At 72.3% G+C, this 17,745-nt stretch carries 13 protein-coding genes; 3 read left to right on the top strand and 10 right to left on the bottom strand.

Features of this window, described 5'->3' with window-relative positions; translation table 11 throughout:
• Nucleotides 1-39: 39 nt before the first annotated feature.
• The 5 genes from BL253_RS17535 to BL253_RS17515 all read right to left on the bottom strand — a co-directional run bounded on the left by BL253_RS17535 (nt 40) and on the right by BL253_RS17515 (nt 8,054).
• Entirely contained in the window at nt 40-537 is a 498-nt protein-coding gene (locus BL253_RS17535; RefSeq protein ID WP_076818194.1) for a MerR family transcriptional regulator, read from the bottom strand.
• Between the two features lie 166 nt (nt 538-703).
• Nucleotides 704-2,710: an MFS transporter gene (locus tag BL253_RS17530; protein WP_076818193.1), complete on the bottom strand. Its 2,007-nt coding sequence runs from the start codon at nt 2,708-2,710 to the stop codon at nt 704-706.
• Between the two features lie 115 nt (nt 2,711-2,825).
• On the bottom strand, nt 2,826-4,211 hold the full coding sequence (locus BL253_RS17525) for an MFS transporter (RefSeq protein WP_076818192.1): 1,386 nt from the start codon (nt 4,209-4,211) through the stop codon (nt 2,826-2,828).
• A 459-nt stretch (nt 4,212-4,670) separates the two neighbouring features.
• Nucleotides 4,671-5,801 (bottom strand): uroporphyrinogen-III synthase, encoded by a 1,131-nt coding sequence (locus tag BL253_RS17520; RefSeq protein WP_076818191.1) that lies wholly within the window; start codon nt 5,799-5,801, stop codon nt 4,671-4,673.
• Between the two features lie 510 nt (nt 5,802-6,311).
• Nucleotides 6,312-8,054, bottom strand: coding sequence for a helix-turn-helix domain-containing protein (locus BL253_RS17515; protein ID WP_076818190.1), 1,743 nt, complete (start codon nt 8,052-8,054; stop codon nt 6,312-6,314).
• A 665-nt stretch (nt 8,055-8,719) separates the two neighbouring features.
• On the opposite strand from BL253_RS17515, the gene BL253_RS17510 reads away from it, so the two are divergent.
• Entirely contained in the window at nt 8,720-9,418 is a 699-nt protein-coding gene (locus tag BL253_RS17510; RefSeq protein WP_131831511.1) for a hypothetical protein, read from the top strand.
• A gap of 90 nt (nt 9,419-9,508) precedes the next feature.
• Here the strand turns inward: BL253_RS17510 and BL253_RS17505 are convergent, their stop codons facing one another.
• The 5 genes from BL253_RS17505 to BL253_RS17485 form a co-directional block, all read right to left on the bottom strand.
• Entirely contained in the window at nt 9,509-10,399 is an 891-nt protein-coding gene (locus BL253_RS17505) for a bifunctional helix-turn-helix transcriptional regulator/GNAT family N-acetyltransferase (protein WP_076818188.1), read from the bottom strand.
• A 63-nt stretch (nt 10,400-10,462) separates the two neighbouring features.
• Nucleotides 10,463-11,671, bottom strand: coding sequence for an ABC transporter substrate-binding protein (locus BL253_RS17500; RefSeq protein ID WP_241834884.1), 1,209 nt, complete (start codon nt 11,669-11,671; stop codon nt 10,463-10,465).
• Nucleotides 11,672-12,192: 521 nt separating this feature from the next.
• Nucleotides 12,193-13,542 carry an ABC transporter substrate-binding protein gene (locus BL253_RS17495; RefSeq protein ID WP_076818186.1) on the bottom strand — a complete coding sequence of 450 codons (1,350 nt, stop codon included), beginning with the start codon at nt 13,540-13,542 and terminating at the stop codon, nt 12,193-12,195.
• 2 nt (nt 13,543-13,544) lie between these two features.
• Nucleotides 13,545-14,813, bottom strand: coding sequence for a hypothetical protein (locus tag BL253_RS17490; RefSeq protein WP_076818185.1), 1,269 nt, complete (start codon nt 14,811-14,813; stop codon nt 13,545-13,547).
• A 239-nt stretch (nt 14,814-15,052) separates the two neighbouring features.
• Complete coding sequence (locus BL253_RS17485) at nt 15,053-15,742, bottom strand: hypothetical protein (RefSeq protein WP_076818184.1); 690 nt, start codon at nt 15,740-15,742, stop codon at nt 15,053-15,055.
• 271 nt (nt 15,743-16,013) lie between these two features.
• Between BL253_RS17485 and BL253_RS17480 the strand changes: the two genes are divergently transcribed.
• Together BL253_RS17480 and BL253_RS17475 are read left to right on the top strand one after the other, a co-directional pair.
• Nucleotides 16,014-16,883 carry an SAM-dependent methyltransferase gene (locus tag BL253_RS17480; RefSeq protein ID WP_081438408.1) on the top strand — a complete coding sequence of 290 codons (870 nt, stop codon included), beginning with the start codon at nt 16,014-16,016 and terminating at the stop codon, nt 16,881-16,883.
• Nucleotides 16,884-16,999: 116 nt separating this feature from the next.
• A complete protein-coding gene (locus BL253_RS17475) occupies nt 17,000-17,665 on the top strand; it encodes a DUF488 domain-containing protein (RefSeq protein WP_081438407.1) in 666 nt (221 codons plus the stop codon).
• The last annotated feature ends 80 nt before the right edge of the window (nt 17,666-17,745 follow it).

Below are 17,745 nucleotides of genomic sequence, written 5' to 3'. Positions count from 1 at the left end.
AGGCGGGGGCGCGCGAGATCAGGGACGGGGCGCACGAGGCTAGGCGGGGAGGGACTCGCGGAAGCGGTCGGAGCGGGCGATCTTGGCGTCGAGCTCGTCGCGGAACGAGTCGAGGCGCTTGATCTTGGCTTCCACCTGGTCGCGCAGCTTCAGGTACGCCTCGCGGGCCTCGTCGAGCAGGCGGGCCCGGTCCTCGTCGCCGGAGGCCGCCATCCAGTCGTGGCGGACCCGGGCCAGCCGGTCCTCATGGCCGAGCACCTCGCGGACCTCGTCGAGGTTGAAACCGAGAAGCTGCTGCAGCTCCCGGATCCGGCGGACCCTCGCCAGGTCATCCGGCGCGTAGAGCCGATTCCCGCCCGCGGTGCGCCCGGACGGGGTCAGCAGGCCCATCTCCTCGTAGTAACGCAGCGAGCGCACCGAGACGCCCACCTCGCGGGCCGCCAGCCCGATCCCGAGCAGGCCCGGCTCGCCGTCGCCAGGGCTGCCCGCTAACTCGACGTCGCCGGTGCCCCGCGTCATCGCCGCGCTGTTCGTCATGGTCCCAGTATTCCCAGGGAACCGGCCTGTCCGCAGGACGCCCGCCGGCCGAACCAGGTGTCCCGTCCGCTCCGGCCGTCCCGCGCGGACAACCACGGACAGCGATGGCCGACCGTCCCATGCCGGGCCATCAACAGACCGCGTCGGGGGGCTGTGCCGGGCGGGCTCAAGCGTGACCTCTGGCATCCGGCTCCGGGGCTGCCCCGCCGCCCACGGTCATGGCCTCGTCGCCAGTCGCCTCGGCCGGGTCCAGACCGCCCACACCGCCGACGCCGATCTCGTCCGCGGCGACGTCGCCGGCGGCGGCCAGGCCCGCGGCGGTCTCGGCGGCGAGCGTTCGGCGCACCCGTGGGTCCTGCCCGCCGCGCATCCAGGAGATCACGGCGGCGAGCAGGCACGCCAGGGCCGCGAACGCGAACGCGAGGTGCAGGCCGTCGCCGAACGGGCCGGAGATGAGGTGCGGGAAGAACTGCTGGCCAGTCAGGTAGTCGGCCTTGTCCGCCGGCAGCGTCGAGAGGGTGCCGTCGCCGAGCAGCTGCTTGATCGGGTTGTAGCCCAGGAACGCGGCGAACAGGCTGCCGACCGGCGGGATCCCGGCGATCTCGTGCGCCTTGCCGCTCGCGACGCCCTGCCCGACCAGGCCCGAGTAGAGCGTGTCCGGCAGCGACGCGGCGAGGCCCAGGCCGATGACGGTGAAGAAGACGCCGATGGACAGCACCTGCGCCGAGTTCTGGAACGTGTTGAGCATGCCCGCGCCCGCGCCGCGCCGGTTGTTGGGCAGCGAGTTCATGACGCTGGTGGTGTTCGGCGCGGCGAAGAGCCCCATCGACATGCCGATGAGCGTCAGGGCCAGCGCGAACCAGATATAGCTGAAGTCGATCGGGATGACGTCGAAGATCGCGAAGGCGGCCGCACTGATGATCATGCCGAACGTGGCGAACGGGCGGGCGCCGTAGCGGTCGGTCAGCCGGCCGGCGATCGGGCCGGCGATGAGGAAGCCGACGGTCATCGGGATCATGTAGATGCCGGCCCACAGCGGGGTCCGGTCGAAGCTGTAGCCGTGCAGCGGCAGCCAGATGCCCTGTAGCCAGATGATCAGCATGAACTGCAGCCCGCCCCGGGCGAGGGCGCCGAGCATCCCGGCGATCGCGCCCATCGTGAACGTCCTGTTCTTGAACAGCTCGAGCGCGAACATCGGGTCGGGCACGCGCGTCTCGATGAAGCAGAACGCGGCCAGGACGACCACGCCGCCGATCATCGAGGTGAGCACGAACGGGTTCGTCCAGCCCATGGTGTGCCCGCCATAGGGCTGCAGCCCGTAGACGATGCCGACCAGCACCGCGATCAGCCCGATCGCGAAGGAGAGGTTGCCGGCCCAGTCGATGCGCGCCGGCGTCCGCACGCCGTTGTCCTTCAGCTTCAGGTAGGCCCAGACGGTGCCGAAGACGCCGAACGGCACGGACACGACGAAGACCAGATGCCACTCGATCGGCGCGAGCAGACCRCCGATCAGCAGGCCGAGGAACGACCCGGAGATCGCCGCGACGCCGTTGACACCGATCGCGAAGCCGCGCTGGTCGGCCGGGAAGGCGTCAGTGATGATGGCCGTCGAGTTGGCCATCAGCATCGCGCCGCCGATGCCCTGGATGATCCGGACGACAATGATCCACAGCGCCGCCGCGTCGCCGTGCATCCAGGTGACGGCCAGCAGGATCGACGCGGCGGTGAACACGGCGAAGCCGAGGTTGTAGACGCGGACCCGGCCGTACATGTCACCGACCCGGCCGAGGCTCACCACCAGCACCGAGGTGACGAGCATGAAGCCCATCAGGATCCAGAGGAAGTACGACGTGTTCCCCGGGGCGAGCGGGTCGATCTTGATGCCGCGGAAGATGTCCGGCAGCGCGATCAGCAGGATCGACGCGTTGATCGTCGCCATCAGGATGCCGATGGTCGTGTTGATCAGGGCGACCCACTTGTAGCCGCCGTCCCGCTCGGCGCCCGCCCCCACGCCTGGCGTGCCCGCCGCGCCGGCCGGGCCGGCCGGGCCCGAGGCGACGGGGACGCCTGGCCCCGGCGGCCCGGCCGGGGCGCCCGGCGGGCTCTGTGACCGGCTTGTGCTCTTCGCTCTGCTCTCCGACGTCGCCACGACCCACGACGTTACTACCTCCATCTCACGTGAACGTGAGATTCTCGTCGCCTTCCGCCTGACGGCCAACCGGGCGTCCCATGTCGAGGATGACGCGGCCGACGCGGCCGAGGGCTCCCGCCTGGGCTCCGCCCGCCGGTCAGACGCCGGCGAGGCGGCGAGGCGAGGGACGCAGGTAGACGGCCCAGGTGACGACGAAGCAGAGCGCGTAGAACGCGAGGAAGGCGATATAGGCGCCGTCGCCGGTCTTGTACGTCAGGAACGACTGGCGGAAGGCCAGGTTGACCAGCACCCCGCCGAAGGCACCGATCGCGCCGGCGAGCCCGATGAGCGCGCCGGACAGGCGCCGCGCCTCCCGCGCGCCCTCCGCGTCGACGGCCGGGTCCGCGCCGCCGGCGAGGACCGCCTTCGCCCGGAAGATCGCCGGGATCATCTTGTAGGTCGAGCCGTTGCCGATGCCGGCGAAGGCGAAGAGCAGCAGGAAGCCCGTGATGAACAGCGGCAGTGAGCCCATCCGCGACGCCGCGAGCACCAGGCCGGCGCTGGCCGCCATCGCGACGAAGTTCACGAAGGTCACACGCGCGCCGCCGAGCCGGTCGGCGAGCACGCCGCCCACCGGCCGGATGAGCGAGCCGACCAACGGGCCGAGAAAGGTCAGGTAGGCGGCCTTGATGGGTGTGGAGAAGTCCGCCTTGAACTGCACCTGGAGCACCTGGCCGAAGGCGAAACCGAACCCGATGAACGAGCCGAAGGTGCCGATGTAGAGCAGCGACATCACCCAGGTGTGGCCGTCACGGGCGACGTCGCGCATGGCGTGGGTGTCATTGCGGGCCGAGGAGATGTTGTCCATGAAGAGGACCGCGCCCAGCGCCGACAGCACGATCAGCGGCAGGTAGATCGCCAGGATGATCCGCGGGTGCTCCTTGCCCGCCGTCGCCAGGACCAGCAGCGCGACCAGTTGGACCGCCGCGACGCCGAGGTTGCCGCCGCCGGCGTTCAGGCCGAGCGCGCGGCCCTTGAGCCGGTCGGGGTAGAGCGTGTTGATGTTGGTCATGGAGGAGGCGAAGTTACCGCCGCCGACGCCGGCGAGCGTGGCCACGATGATCAGGGTGGTGTAGCTGACGCCGGGCTTCAGGATGACCGCGGTCACCGCGAGCGGCACCAGCAGCGTCACCGCGGAGACGATCGTCCAGTTGCGGCCGCCGAACTTCGCGACCGCGAAGGTGTACGGCAGCCGGAGCACCGCGCCGGCCAGCGTCGGGACGGTGGTGAGCATGAACTTCCCGGCCGGGTCGATGTGGTACTTGGGGCCGAGGAAAAGGACGATGACTGACCACATGCTCCAGATTGAGAAGCCGATGTGCTCGGAGAAAATCGAGAAGGCGAGATTCCGACGGGCGACGCGCGCCCCGGTGTTCTCCCAGAACACCGGGTCCTCCGGTCGCCAGTCGTCGATCCACCGGCCCGACCTGGCCGGCGAGACCACCCCTCCTACCGGCCGGACACCTTCCGCCGTCGTACTCATGCCATTCCCTTCACTGCGCCTGGGGCCTTGAGGGCAGGCGAGAGAATTCCACGCCCCCGCCAGCCCGACGTCGGGTACCAGGTTCGACATGAACGTAGGAAGCCGCCGTTACGGCGGTGGCCTCCGGCCGTGACGATTCTTGATCCTTTCGCTCACGCCGTTCACGCGGCCGATGTGAGCGGACCGCCGAATCGAAATAGGCACCGGTGAGCGGGAAGGCACGCCGATCCGCACCGGCGCACCGCCGCCGTGCGCACGCGCGGGTGGCGGGCTCAGCCAGGTCTGTCGGGTGGCCCCGCCCCGGCACGGCCGGCGGGCAGGCCGGAAGTGGTCCTGGCGACGGCGGCGGCCCGACCGGCAGGCGACAGACCGGTGGCCAGCGGATCGGCGGCCGCGGCTGGCCGGTCGGTCGGTCAGCCGACGGCCGGTCGGTCGGTCAGCCGACGGCCGGTCGGTCGGTCAGCCGACGGCCAGGCGGTAGCCGCGTTTGAGGACGGTCTCGATGGCTCGGCCGGCGGGCCCCAGGGCCGTGCGCAGCCGGGCGACCGTCATCTCCATCGCGTGCTCGTCGGCGCCGGCACCCGCGCCGGTGCGGGTGAGCAGCTCGGCGCGGGAGAGCACCCTGCCGGGCCGCTCGGCGAGCGCGACGAGCACCGCCGCCGCCTTCGGCGCGAGCATGACCGGCCGGCCGCCGTCGACGACCACCGCGCAGCCCTGCACCCGTAGCCGGTGCCCGCCGGCGTCGACCTCGCGGGCGCGCCGCGCGGGCAGCTCCTCGCAGATCGTGCGGACCAGCGCGCCGAGCCGGAACCGCTCCGGATGGACGGTCGGGATGCCCAGGTGGCGCAGCGGCCCGGCGCACACCGGCCCGACGCAGGCGGCCAGCACCGGCCCGCTCATGGCCTCGATGAGCGCCTCGCGCTGCCCGAGCTCCGTCGCCGTGGCCAGCAGGCTGGCGACCGCGGGGGCGCTGGTGAACGCGAGCGCGTCCACACCGCCGGACACGACCTGTTCGACGAGCCTGCGCACCGGCCTCGCGTCCTCCGGCGGCTCCCAGCGGTAGACGGGGACCTCGACGACATCCGCGCCGGCGGCCCGCAGCCCGTCGACCATCCCGGGCAGTGGCTCGCCGTGCAGCTGCACGGCGATCCGCTTGCCGCGCAGGTCCTGACCCAACAGGTGGTCGAGCAGTTCGGCGCCCGACTCGGAGAGCGGCGACCAGCACTCCGAGAGACCGGCCGCGCGCACCGCCCCGGTGACCTTCGGGCCGCGGGTGAACAGCCGCGCGGCGGCGAGCCCGCCGGACAGCTCGTCGCCCAGCCCCCAGCCGTGGGCCGCCTCCATCCAGCCGCGGAACCCGATCCCGGTGGTGGCGACCACCGCGTCCAGCGGCGCGGCCAGGCACGCCCTGGTCGCCTCCAGCAGCCGGCCGTCGTCCTCGAGCGGCACGATCCGCAGCGCCGGCGCCTGGACGACCTTGGCGCCGCGCCGTTCCAGCAGGCTGGCGAGCTCGTCGCGGCGGCGGGCGGCGGTCAGGCCGATGGTGAATCCGAGCAGCGGGGGTACCGGACCGGGATCCGGTGCCGACATGCCGCCTCCCTCGCTGGCCAGGGCGGGACTTCGAGCATCCCCGCCGTCGGGCGCTCTGTTCCCGACCAAGGTGGTCCCGGGCCGATATATAWGACGGGTCTTTCCTGGCCTGGTATCGCCGGCATCGTCGGGACGCAAGACGTGGGAAGGCACGTATCACCCGTCAGGCGCCGTCGCTGGCGTCGGTCCACACTGGCAATACGCCCGGCCCGGGCCCGTGCCCCGCCGACGATACCGGCCAGCATCGCCGCGAGCCGTGTCCTGTCAATTTCGTCACGGCACCACTCCAGTAACGCACCGCGCTCCGCGGGGATGGTCTCGGCTGCCCTCACATCACCAGGGCCCGCAATGTGCGGACGCCGCACCAATTGCTTACCTGGCCGCAACAGAACCGAAATATCAATCCGGAGTCGGATATTGCATCCGGCCGGCGCAATAGTGGCCAGCGCGTCCGCGCCTGGAGCCCACGGCCGGTACGAGAAGAGCGGGCCGGTATGCGGGAGCGGGTCGCTACGCCTCGGGGCGCGCGGGCCGCTCGGGGTCGTGCAGCTGGTCGGTGAGGTCGGTGACGGCGGTGAGCGTCGGCCAGCGCTCGGCGACGCGGTCGCGCAGGTTGCGCACCTGGTTCATGACCCGACGGGAGCCGGTGGCCCGGGCGATCACCGCGGCGTCCAGGGTGTTCGCGCAGGCCTGTTCCGCCTCGTCGGTGTGGATGTGGGCGACGGCGAGGTGGTAGACGTACTCGGCCGCCCACTCGGCGCGGCGCATGTCCTCGGGCAGGCCGGCGAGACCGGCGCTCAGGTCCCCGGCCGCCTGGCGCGCCCGCCGGGGGTCGACGCGGGCCAGGTAACGATGCGCGAGCCCCTCCTGCAGCCGGGCGAACGCCGGCGAGAAGTAGTAGCTCCAGGGCGGCGGGCCGTCGGGGTGTTCGCTGGCCCTGCGCCACAGCTCCCGGGCCTCGCCGAGCTTGCGGTCGGTGGCCTGCGCGTCGCCGGCCATGGCGTGCCCGCGGGCCTCCTGCCCGGCGTCGTAGGCGTGCTGGCCCGGGTAGACGTCGGGAACCCGTTGCGCGGCCTGGGACAGGCCGATGAGAGGGCCGACGGCGCGCGCCTCCCAGGCGAGGTGGCCCTTGTAGCTGAGGATGTTCGCGGTCAGGCTCTGGTTGTCCGACTCGGCGGCCCACTCCGCRGCACGGTCGAGCCAGACCCGGGCCTGCGCGGTCGCGCCGGTGTTGGCGTGCAGCCAGCCGGCGAACTGGGCCCACTGCGCGGCGACGTCGACCATCGCCTGACGGGCCGGGCCGCGCGCCTCGAACACCAGCGGCATCAGCGCGCCGAGCTGCGCGGTGACCGGGCCGAGCAGCGGCGCCGAGCCGATGGTGTCCTCGACCTCCCGCTGCGCGGCGAGGATCACCGACAACGCGTCGGCGAGCGGGGCGTCGGCCGCCCTGGCCGCCCTGCTGGCGGCGTCGCGCAGCCGGGTGGAGGTGAGCGCCCGGGCGGCCGCCTCCTGCACTCCCAGCGGCGCGCCCGTGCCCAGATCGACGTCGGCCGCGGGTCCCAGCGCGGTGAGCGCGTCGTACTCGTAGCCGTCCAGCGACGCCGGCGGCGTGACCATGGTGGACAGCCGGGTCGCCAGCGCCGCGCGCGCGGCGGCGCGCCCGGCCACGTTCGCCCTCGCGGCGGCCCCGCCGCGGGCCGGCTCCGACCTGGCGGTGACGGCCCACGCGAACACGGCCCGGCCGCGGGCTCGCCGGCGCGCGGACGGCTCGTCCGGTGACGGCCGCGAGCCCCGGGCCGGGTCGGCCGCGTCCCGCGATCCCGGCGGGTCGCCCGCGCGGTCAGGCGAGCCCGGCGGCGGGTCGGCCAGATCCGCGAGGTCGGCCATGTCGGCGAGCTGCGCCAGCCTGTCCAGATCGGTCAGCCCGCTCAGGCGCGGCCGGCGGGCGCTCGCGGCCCCGCGCGGCGCCGGGCGGCCGGTGGCGGCCATCTCGGAAGGCAGCGGCGCGCGGAAACCCAGCGCGACTTCGGAAGCGCCGTACAGCTCGCAGTAGGCCCGCTGGTAGCGGGGCCCTGGATATGACTCGCCGCGTTCGTGCCGGCCAACTGTCTGAAACGTGGCGTTCGGCGGCGTGAAACCAGCCAGCGCCAGATTGCGTATCGCGTCAGCCACCTGGTCGAGCGTCAGCCCGTGGCGTTCCCGGTACCGTCGCAGGCGGTCCGGGTCCCAGCCGTGGTGCACACTCGGAGCCATTGGCGTCAGACGCTCCTTCCATGTCCAGGCTGAGCATAACGGCCTATGCGAGCAGGCCGATTGGCCCGACCACCTAAAGGTGGCCCACGGCTAACGGAACGGCTAATCCAACGGCTAATAGGGGATCACTCCCCATGGATCCCCGCCGACTCCCCGTCTACCCCGATTAGCCGAACGTGCTGGATCCGCTGCCGTGCGGAGTTGAAGCTACAGACGACGGGCTCGACCGGCGCCGCTCCCCGGGGCCGGCCGAACCCGGCAGCGGTGGGTCGACAGCGTGGTCGGCGCACCGCAGGGCACGGCCGAGCCCCGCCAGGTCTCCGCGCCGCGACCGCACCACCCGCGCGGCCTCCCCCAGGGCCGGCGTGCCGGCCGCACCAGGCCGGCCTCGCGCCGCGGGCCCGATGGGCCGGGCCCGCGGCGCGAGGCCGGGGGGCGTCGGCGCGGCATTCCGCGGCGACGCGGGCGCGGGACGGGAGGGCGAGCGGGCTCTCTCCGTGCCGCTCGCGATGCCTGACCACTACGGGGGTGCACAACAACATGGCGGAATCGGCGCGGGAAGCGCGCCCGGCCGGCCGCGGTGCTTCGACGAAGCATTTCCACGGCTTATCACCCACCACGCACCATGAATGCGACTGGTCATCGAAATGCAAAGCAGGCGGGTATTGCGAAGCACATGGGTCGACGCGGTCATGGTCGTGACCGATGGCCTGCCCGGCATCCACGCCCAGGTCCGCACGGAGACCGGCTGGGTGGATTTCGCCCTGGTGCCCGAGGGCTTCTCCGTGCCGGATGAGGACGGCCTGATCGTGCTGCGGGCCAGTGCCCCACCGATACGCGGCGGCGGGCGGCGGCTCCCGACCGGCGACGGGGAGTTCATCGGCGTCTACGAGCGCGCGCTGGTCAGGGTCGCGGTCCGGTTCGCCGAGGTGAACAACGTCGCGGTGGTGCTGCACTGGAGAGGCGTCCCGACGCGCGCGACCGCCGTCGCCGTCGCGGTCGCCAGCTGGCTGCGCGACACCCGCGCCGTGACCGGCCAGCCGGCCGCCGTCGTCACCAGCGCCCAGCGCCCGCGGCCCGAAGGCGGGTTCATCGCCGTCTCGCACGCGGTCCGGCTCGCCGGCGAGCCCCCGGCGAGCGTCTGGGAGCTCCGCTCCCGCGATGACCCCGGCTCGTCGCCCCAGCCCGCCGGCGACCCCGGTGACGAGCCGCCGCCCGGTGATGCCACCCCCGCCGGCGGCCCTGGCGGCGGCCGGGAAGACGCCGCCTGGATCGCGAGCTGGACCATCCGCCCCCGCCCCGGATCGGGCACCACCCGTGTCATCCGCCCCCGCCGCCGCCCCGGTCCCTACGAGGAGGAGTGACCGGCGATCGATCTCCTCGGACGCCGGGGCCTCCTGAAGCCGGTGGCGCGCTTCTCGCCGTCCGGCGGGGACCCCGACCAGCGGCACCGGTCAGCCGGGAGCGGCGAGGGACTTCTGGAAGAAGTGGGTCGCGAACGGGTTGTCGCCGTATCGCGGTGTGCGCTGGTACCCGGCCCGGTCGTACAACGCGATCGCTTCGACGAGCGTCTCGTTGGTGTCCAGCCGGGCGACGCGGTGGCCGAGCGCACGGGCCGCGTCCTCCAGATGACGCAGGAGCCGCGACCCCAGCCCGGCGCCCCGCCACCCGTCGTGCACCCACATCCGTTTCACCTCGCCGACACCGTCGCCGAGCGCGCGCACGCCCCCGCAGGCCACCGGCTCGCCGTCGCTGACGGCCACGAAGAACTCTCCGCGCGGCGGCGCGAGGTCGACGGCGTCCTTCTCCGGCTCGCCCGCCGGGTCGAACCCGAACCGGCGGCCGACCTCGGCGAAGTACCGACCGACCGCGTCCCGCGCCACCGGCGAGTCAGGGTCGACCCGTTCGAAGGTCACCGTGGCCGCCCGCACCAACAGGTCCGCCTCCGCCAGCGCGGCGGCGAGCCGCTCCCGCTGCCGCGCGGACAACGGCTCGACCAGTTGGCGCGCCCGCGCCTCGGAGCGGTCTTCCAGCTGCCGCCAGCGGCGCCTGCCCTCGGGCGTCAGGTCCACGAGCCGGCGCCGCCGGTCCGCCGGGTCCGGCGTGACCACGGCCAGTCCCTCCTCCTCCAGGCGTCGCAGCAGCCGGCTGAGGTAGCCGGAGTCCAACCCCAGCCGGGAGCGCAGCGCCTGCGCGGTCGCCGGTTCGGCGCCGACCTCGAACAGCAGCCGGGCCGTGCCCAGCGGCAGGCCCACCCCCAGGAAGGAGTCCTCCAGCGCGCCGATCCGCTGGGTGTAGGCGCGGTTGAAGCGTCGGATCACAGCGGTCGTCGCGGCATCGGCCATGTTCTCTGACTTTAGTCAGAGAACATGGCCGGGCAAAGCCCGGCGACTCACGGCAGGGCGCGTTCAGATCGCCTTCCCGCACCAGAAGCCATTCGCGGCGCCATCGACGGGTGGCACCGGCGCGAACTTCGTCCCCGCCGCGTCGACCTTGACGAAGGCGAAGCACGTGGCTGGCGCGGTCGGCGCGGAGAGGTCGGACGGCGCGATCAGGCCGCCGGCGTCGTAGTTCGTCACCTGGCGCAGGTTCGTGATGAAGGCATCGCGGGTCGGGCAGGCACCGGCAAGATCAAGACCGTGCAGCATCTCGTCGGTCGAGACGTAGGCGGAGAGCGCGGCCTCCTGGTCGGCGTCCTCGAGCTCGGGAGAGTAGGTGGTCATTGCGGTGTGGTAGGTGCGCATGACGGCTGAGGTCCCCTCGAAGGGGGTGTAACGGGCAAGGACGGACATGCCGGCGATGTTCGTGCCTCGCTCGGCGAGCAGGTCCTTCTCGTAGCCCGCGGCACTCAGCACGACATTGAGCCGTATCCCGGCGGCCTTGGCCGCCGCGTAGATGTCAGCGAAGCCCTCGGGCCGCAGGGCACCGACCAGCGTGTCGGCCCCGCTCTTACGGAGCCCGTCGACGACGTGGGCCGGGGCGGAGGCGCCCGCGCTGTAGTTGCCCTCGCCCGCCACCGGGATGCCCTGGCTTTGCAGGCTGGACTTGAACTGGGACACGACGCCGCTCGTACCCGGCGCGGTCGGGTCGGCCACGACGTAGGCCTTCGTCCCGCCGTTCGCATGTACATACCTGCCGACGGTGTCCGCGGCGCCCTCGCTGCTGAACTGGGAGCTGGAGGAGAACAGGTTCTCGTGCCCGGTCCAGCTCGCGTCGATGGCGACCCCGGTCGCCGGGACGCCCGCCTCGTCCAGCCACTGCACGGATGCTCCGGCGACGAACGACTCCACGATCAGGCCGAAGACCTTCTCGTTGTCGATCAGGCCGTGCGCCACGTTGGCGAAGACGGCCGGATTCGACTGGTCGTCCCGCCAGACGATCTCGACCTTGCGGCCATGGATGCCTCCGTTCGCGTTCTGGACGGCGACTCTGGCGTCCACGCCGCTGCGCACGGCCCGGAAGTTCTCGATGAGCTCGCTGCCGCTGTCCGGGTAGATGAGGCCGATCTTGATCGTGTCACCCGACACCCCCGGCGACGGGCAGTCGCCACCGGCGGCGGGCACCGGCCCGGACGACGATGACGCGCAGCCGGCGAGCACGGCCGGCAATCCCGTCACGACGRCCGTCGCCGCCGCGGCCGCCACCGTCCTGACACGTCCGCGCCGACCCATCATGACGACCCTCTCCCCAACTACCCACACAGAATGTGATTCCGAATGATCACTCGGCGAACGCTACCTCGGTCATCGCCGGTTCATTTTCATGGGGTCGCACCCGCACCCACCCCCACGGACGGCCGAGTGTTCACACACTTCCCGCCGGAGGGTGACGCGAAGATTACTTTCGGAGTCACATGTGCACCCAGGGAAGAGAAACAGTCACGGATAGGCATTGATTCAATCCCTGGGTAACTATTTTTCCCGCAAGGCGATGGGCTCGACCTAGGCCGCCGACTTCGCCGTCAAACGCACACGTCGTGACTGCCTTCACATTCCGTGAYTATTTTCACGCGCAACCAGTCAGGTCGAATGGACGTCCAAAGCCCAGCCCAAAGGCTGGTCGCGGACCGTGTCCGCCCGCCAGCGATCGCGGACACGACGGGGGCGACGGAAACCGCGGGAGCAGAGCCTGGTCCCCGTCAGCCGGAACCGGACGGGCAGAACCGCTCCGGCGGCGGCGAGTCACCCGCGGCCACGGTGGGATAGGAGCGCAGGCGTACGTTGTCGAGGCCCTTGAGGATCCTCTCCAGCTGGGTGGGATCGGCGACGAACTCGGTCACGCCCTGGTAGAAGGCGGTCCGCATCGCGGCGGGCATCGCGTCGGAGGCGTCGAAGACGACCTCCGCGCAGGGCGTGTCCTCGACGGAGCGAGCCAGCGCGCGCAGCGTGTCATCCGGGTAGGCGGTCGCCGTCACCGCGTTGTTGGGCGAGATCGTGCCGCCGGCGCGGGCCCAGATCTCCTGGGCCTGAGTTCCGGTCAGGTAGTTCGCGAGCCGCCGCGCGGCGGGCGTGTCGTGGAACATCGCCAGGACGTCACCGGCGATGACGATCCGCCGGCCGCCACTGGCGGTCGGGAAGTCGAAATACCGGGCATCGGTCGCCGGGTTGCCCGCACTGTCGTCGTATCCACCGGCGGCGAACGAGCCGGCCTGCTGCAGGTAGCAGCCGGGACTCCGGTCGAAYATCGCGGCACCGGGGTCACGGAACCCGGAAAGCAGCGCCCCGGCCGCCCCGGCCCGCACCATGCCGGGCGCGAGGAGTTTCCCCCAGGTCTCCCAGGCCTCCCGCACCACCGCACTCGACCACTCGAGCTCGCCGTTCGCCCAGCTCCGGTACTCCTCGGCGGTGGCCTGGTGGAGCAGGATGTCCTCGATCCAGTCGGTGCCGGGCCAGCCCGAGTCCGAGCTGGAGCGCATCCCCAGGCACCACGGCGGCGTGTTCGTGGCGGCGATCTCCTGGCTGGTGGCGACGAGCTCGTCCAGGGTCGACGGGACTGGCCAGGTGTAGTGCGCGCCCGAGTACCAGACGAGGCTCTTGCGGGTTCCCTTCACGACGAGGCCGTACTGGTGGTCGCGCCCGTCCGCGCCGGGGACCTCTCCGACGCCGAGCCAGGTCGGGCCGTACTCCCGCCGGATCCTGGCCAGGTCGACCGCGCCGGAACCGTCGTCGAGCGCGACCAGCTGGCCGCCGCGGGCGTACTGCTCGAGGTCACCGAGGCTTGGCATCAGCGCGAGGTCCGACGCGTCCCCGCTCTGGACCCGCCCGGCCAGCACCGCCTCGAAGTCGCGCGTGCCCTCGAACCGCACGTCGATCCCGGTCTGCCGCTCGAACGGCGCCAGGACCTCGGCGAACGTCGCCTGCTCCTCGTCGGTCCAGGTGCCGAGCACGGAGACGGTCTGTCGCGAGGAGACCCCGCCGCAGGCGACCGCGCCGAGACCGAGCATGGCGACGGCGGACAGCAGGACGAGGACACGCCCGGGCGAACTCATGATCAGCTCCCGTACTCCCGGATACGCGGCCAGAACGCGAAGGCGCCGAGGGCCAGCAGGGCGAGGGTGCCCGCGGCCATCACCCACGGCAGGCCGGCCCCGGGGATCGCGCCGTCGAGGGCGTCGTCCAGCGCCGTGGTCCGCTCGCCGACGAGCACGCCGAGCCGCGCGTCACGCGCCTGGTACACGGCCGCGGGACCGCCGCCGTCGGCCTGACCCACGGCCGCGACGCCGGCCTGCCCATCGCAGCCATCCGTCGCGGCCCCGCCGTCCTGACCATCCGGGTCGTTCTGGATGTCGGTGGCGGCGGGCAGTACAGCGCCGCGGGAGAGGGTCGGGGCGTACTCGTCGAAGGTCCGGTCCTGCTCGGTGATCGCCGCCGCCTCGCGCGCCTGCCACAGGCAGGCGACCGCCGTCGTCTCGCGGACACCACGGTCGATGTCGTGGCTGGTCCGCAGGGTGAGGACCGTCAGGCCGCCGGCGAGGAGCACCAGGACGACCGCCGCGCCGAGCAGCCCGAGGCTCATCGCGCGGTGGAATCGGCGGCGCAGGAACACCTGGGCGCGGGCGAGCAGGACCAGCAACGCGACGGCGGCGGCGAGGTGGCCGCCGAGCAGCGCCCAGGGCGCCGTCCCCTCGTCCGGCAGGTTCGCGCTGTTGCGCGCCTGGAACGCCGCGACCGTCGACAGGATGCCGGTGGGCTCACGCATGAGGTCCGAGGCGTACGCCAGGTAGATCCCCGTGAGGCTCACGGTCTCAGTCGCGGCCTGAGTGCCGGTGCCGGTGCCGGTGCCCGCGGCGGCGGGGCCGCCGGTCGCCGGAGGCGCGGCGGGGGTGTCGTCGACGGCGTTCGCGGCGATGTAGACGTCGCCCTGGTAGCGGACGAGCAGGCCGTTGTTGACGGCCTGGATCTGTGCTCGGTCGGCCTCGCCGGCGGTGGAGTTCTCGGCCGCCCGCGCGAGCGCCTGGCCGGCCGTCTTGATGTCCTCCTGGAACTGCACGGTGGGCGGCCCCCACGATCCGGGTGGGAGCAGGCTCTGCGCGGCGACCAGGTCGGCGTCGGCCAGCAGGGCGCGGGCCCGGACGGCGTCCACCACCGTGGGCGACGTCCGGTCGGCGAGGGTCACCGCCGTGTGGCGCTGGCTCAGGACCGTCGCCACCGCCGTCGCCCCGACGGCCAGCGTGGCCAGCACGACCAGCCCGGCCAGCAGCAGCAGGCGGCGCGGTGTGGAGGTCTCCCCGGCGCGTCCGCGCGGCCAGCCGATGTTCACGTCTGCCCGCTACCGGCCGAGTGTCCGAGGGATAGCGACCCGCTCACTGCCAGATCCGGTCATGGACCGCAATTCTAGATCGAATACGACGGGCACCGCGACCGGCGGCAAGCGACGCATGGCCGACAGCAAGCGGCCACCGCCCGGTGCTAGGGTCCCTCGCCGCCCGTTCAGCCGTTTCGTCCTCGCGGGCGACGCCGCCGCCCGCGACGGCACGCCCAGGACGTCTCAGCCCGCGATCAGTAACGCGGCTCCACGTAGGGGTGGACGTAGAAGCCGTCGTAGAAGGGCGTGAACCACGCGTTGACGGGTGCCGCTCCGGGGTGGACGGCGTGGTCGACGGCGGCGGCGGGCTCGTCATAGAGACGGAGATGGGCGTCGTTCTCGAACGCCGTCTCCTGGAGGTACTGGTAGCGGGCCCGCGGGTCGTCGTCGAGACCGTACTGATGTAGCAGGCTCACGGCCTCCTCCACCACCAGGTACAGCGCGAGCTGCTCGGCGAGGCAGGCCATCGGGATCCAGTCCGGCTCCGCCAGCCGGCCGGTGACGGTGATCGTCGCGACCAGGAGCTTCTTGCCGAACGCGACGGTGTACTGGTCGTCATAGGTCGGCGGCAGGCGGTCCAGCGCGGTGAGGGTGTAACCCTTCACCGCGGCGTCGTAGGCGGTCGCGGCGCCCACGGACAGCAGGGTCGCGATGTCGTCGACCAGGTGGTCGACAAACGACGCGCAGCCCTCGATGAGGGCACCGGCGGCCACCAGCGCCCGGTCCCCCTCGCTGCCGGGAGCCGGGTCGCGTACCGCGCGGGGCCCGTCGTTCTCGCCGGCGAACGTGTCGACGTCGAAGGCGCGCAGCCCGTGCGCCGCCCCTCGCATCCGCGCCGTCGCGGCGGCCCGAGCCTCCGCGTCCACCGCCACTTCCTGCCCCACGTCGCCGCTCCCCTCCCCAGCCGGGCACTCTGCCTCACGTACCACAACTCGGCAGCAACCATAGCGATACCGACGAATCCGCGGGCGAGGTGCGGCCCGTCCGCCGCGCCGCGCTCCCAGCGATCCTCACCCAACAGGCCCTCTCGACCGATCACGGCTCTCGACCGAGAATCCGGCGCCCTCCCGTCGACAAGTCCCACGGGCCGGCCTTTCGGACCTGAGGGCTAGGCTGCCCGAAAGGGGAAATTCGGGTCGTGGGGAGCGGGCTGCGGTGGCGGACAGCGAGCCGGAGGACGACTCGCCGTTGCGCGAGTCCGTGGTCGACAGCCCCCGAACGGTCGTCGACCTGAGAATCGACGTCGCGCACTCCGCGCGCATCTACGACTACTTCCTCGGCGGGAAGGACAACTTCCCCGCCGACCGTCAGGCGGCGGCGCAGATCCAGGCCGCGTTCCCGGACACCCCGGCCGCGGCCGTGCAGAACCGCGCCTTCCTCGTGCGCTCAGCCCGGTTCCTGGCTGGCGAGACCGGCATCCGCCAGTTCCTCGACATCGGTACCGGCATCCCCACCACGCCCAACCTGCACGAGGTCGTCCAGGCGATCGCGCCACAATCCCGAGTCGTCTACGCCGACAACGACCCGATCGTGCTCGCCCACGCCCGCGCCCTGCTCACCAGCGACCCGCGGGGACGCACCGCCTATCTGGACGCCGACCTGCGAGATCCCGGCCGCATCCTCGACGCGCCGGAACTGCGGGACACCCTGGACCTGACGCGGCCGGTCGCCCTGTCGGTCATCGCCGCGCTGCATTTCGTCCYGGTCGAGCACGACCAGTACGGCATCATCCGCACGCTGGTCGACGCGCTCCCGTCCGGCAGTTCGCTGACGATGTCGTACCTGACCGCCGACCACAATCCCGACCAGGTCACCAAACTCGTCAGCGCCTACCGGGCCCAGGGCATCGACGTCACTGCCCGGACCCGAGCCGAGGTCGCCCAGTTCTTCCAGGGCCTCGACCTCGTCCCTCCGGGGCTGGTCCCCCTGCACCTGTGGCGTCCTGACGACCCCGCCGCCGCTGGTGACTCCGCCGCCGAGGCCGGCGGCAACATCGTCTGGGCCGCTGTAGCCCGAAAGCCATAGATCTCGAAGGTCGATCAGTTCGGGGCGTTACCCGGCCGGTACCCAGATCGGTGCCCGCTCGCCGCGCGGAAACCAGTGGAGGTGTCGGGCGCCCGCCGGGTGGCGACACCATCGGTATGACCAGCCGTCCCCGCGACCAGGCGCCGCCGGACTCGCCGCGAAAGCTGGTGGGCAGGGCCGGCGGCTTGCTCACGGTCGGTCATGGCACGGCGGACCGGGAGGCGCTGACCGGGCTGCTGCGGGGCGCCGGGGTGGAGGCCGTCGTGGACGTTCGCAGCGTGCCCGGCAGCCGGCGGAACCCCGACGTCGCCCGCGACGCACTGATGACGTGGCTGCCGGCGGCCGGAATCGGCTATCGCTGGGAACGGGAACTCGGCGGCTTCCGCCGGCCGACGCCGGATTCCCCCGATGTCATCTGGCGGAACACGTCGTTCCGCGGATACGCCGGCTACACCCGCGACCCGCGGTTCCTGATCGCGATGGACCGGCTGCTCGCCGAGGCCGAGCAGACAAGGACGACCGTGATGTGCAGCGAGTCGGTCTGGTGGCGCTGCCATCGCCGGATCATCGCCGACGTCGCGGTCCTTTCCCACGGGTGGACCGTCCAGCACCTCATGCACGACGGCCGCCTCGTCGGCCACGCACCCACGAAGGGCGCCCGACTCCGTCATGACGGTCTGCTCGTCTATGACGAGCAGGCCACCGAACCAGCCGAATCCGGTGACCCGCCCGAGACGGTCACGTCTCCGACGGCCCGGTCTGAGACAGGCCCCACGCCCTGACCGGCCATCGCGGGCGGCACCGAATGTGCGGCCGACCGTCCTACGCCGAGCCGACACCAGCGACGAGCGCCCCCGTTACA

The sequence above is a fragment of the Pseudofrankia asymbiotica genome (genome assembly GCF_001983105.1).
Taxonomy (GTDB): Bacteria; Actinomycetota; Actinomycetes; order Frankiales; family Frankiaceae; genus Pseudofrankia; species Pseudofrankia asymbiotica.
This window is presented reverse-complemented; position numbering and strand designations above follow the sequence as displayed.

What these genes read in the sequence shown, in the direction of transcription:
- BL253_RS17535 (WP_076818194.1), bottom strand. Translation starts at nt 537, where the DNA reads ATGACGAACAGCGCGGCGATGACGCGGGGCACCGGCGACGTCGAGTTA.
- BL253_RS17525 (WP_076818192.1), bottom strand. Translation starts at nt 4,211, where the DNA reads ATGAGTACGACGGCGGAAGGTGTCCGGCCGGTAGGAGGGGTGGTCTCG.
- BL253_RS17520 (WP_076818191.1), bottom strand. Translation starts at nt 5,801, where the DNA reads ATGTCGGCACCGGATCCCGGTCCGGTACCCCCGCTGCTCGGATTCACC.
- BL253_RS17505 (WP_076818188.1), bottom strand. Translation starts at nt 10,399, where the DNA reads ATGGCCGATGCCGCGACGACCGCTGTGATCCGACGCTTCAACCGCGCC.
- BL253_RS17475 (WP_081438407.1), top strand. Translation starts at nt 17,000, where the DNA reads ATGACCAGCCGTCCCCGCGACCAGGCGCCGCCGGACTCGCCGCGAAAG.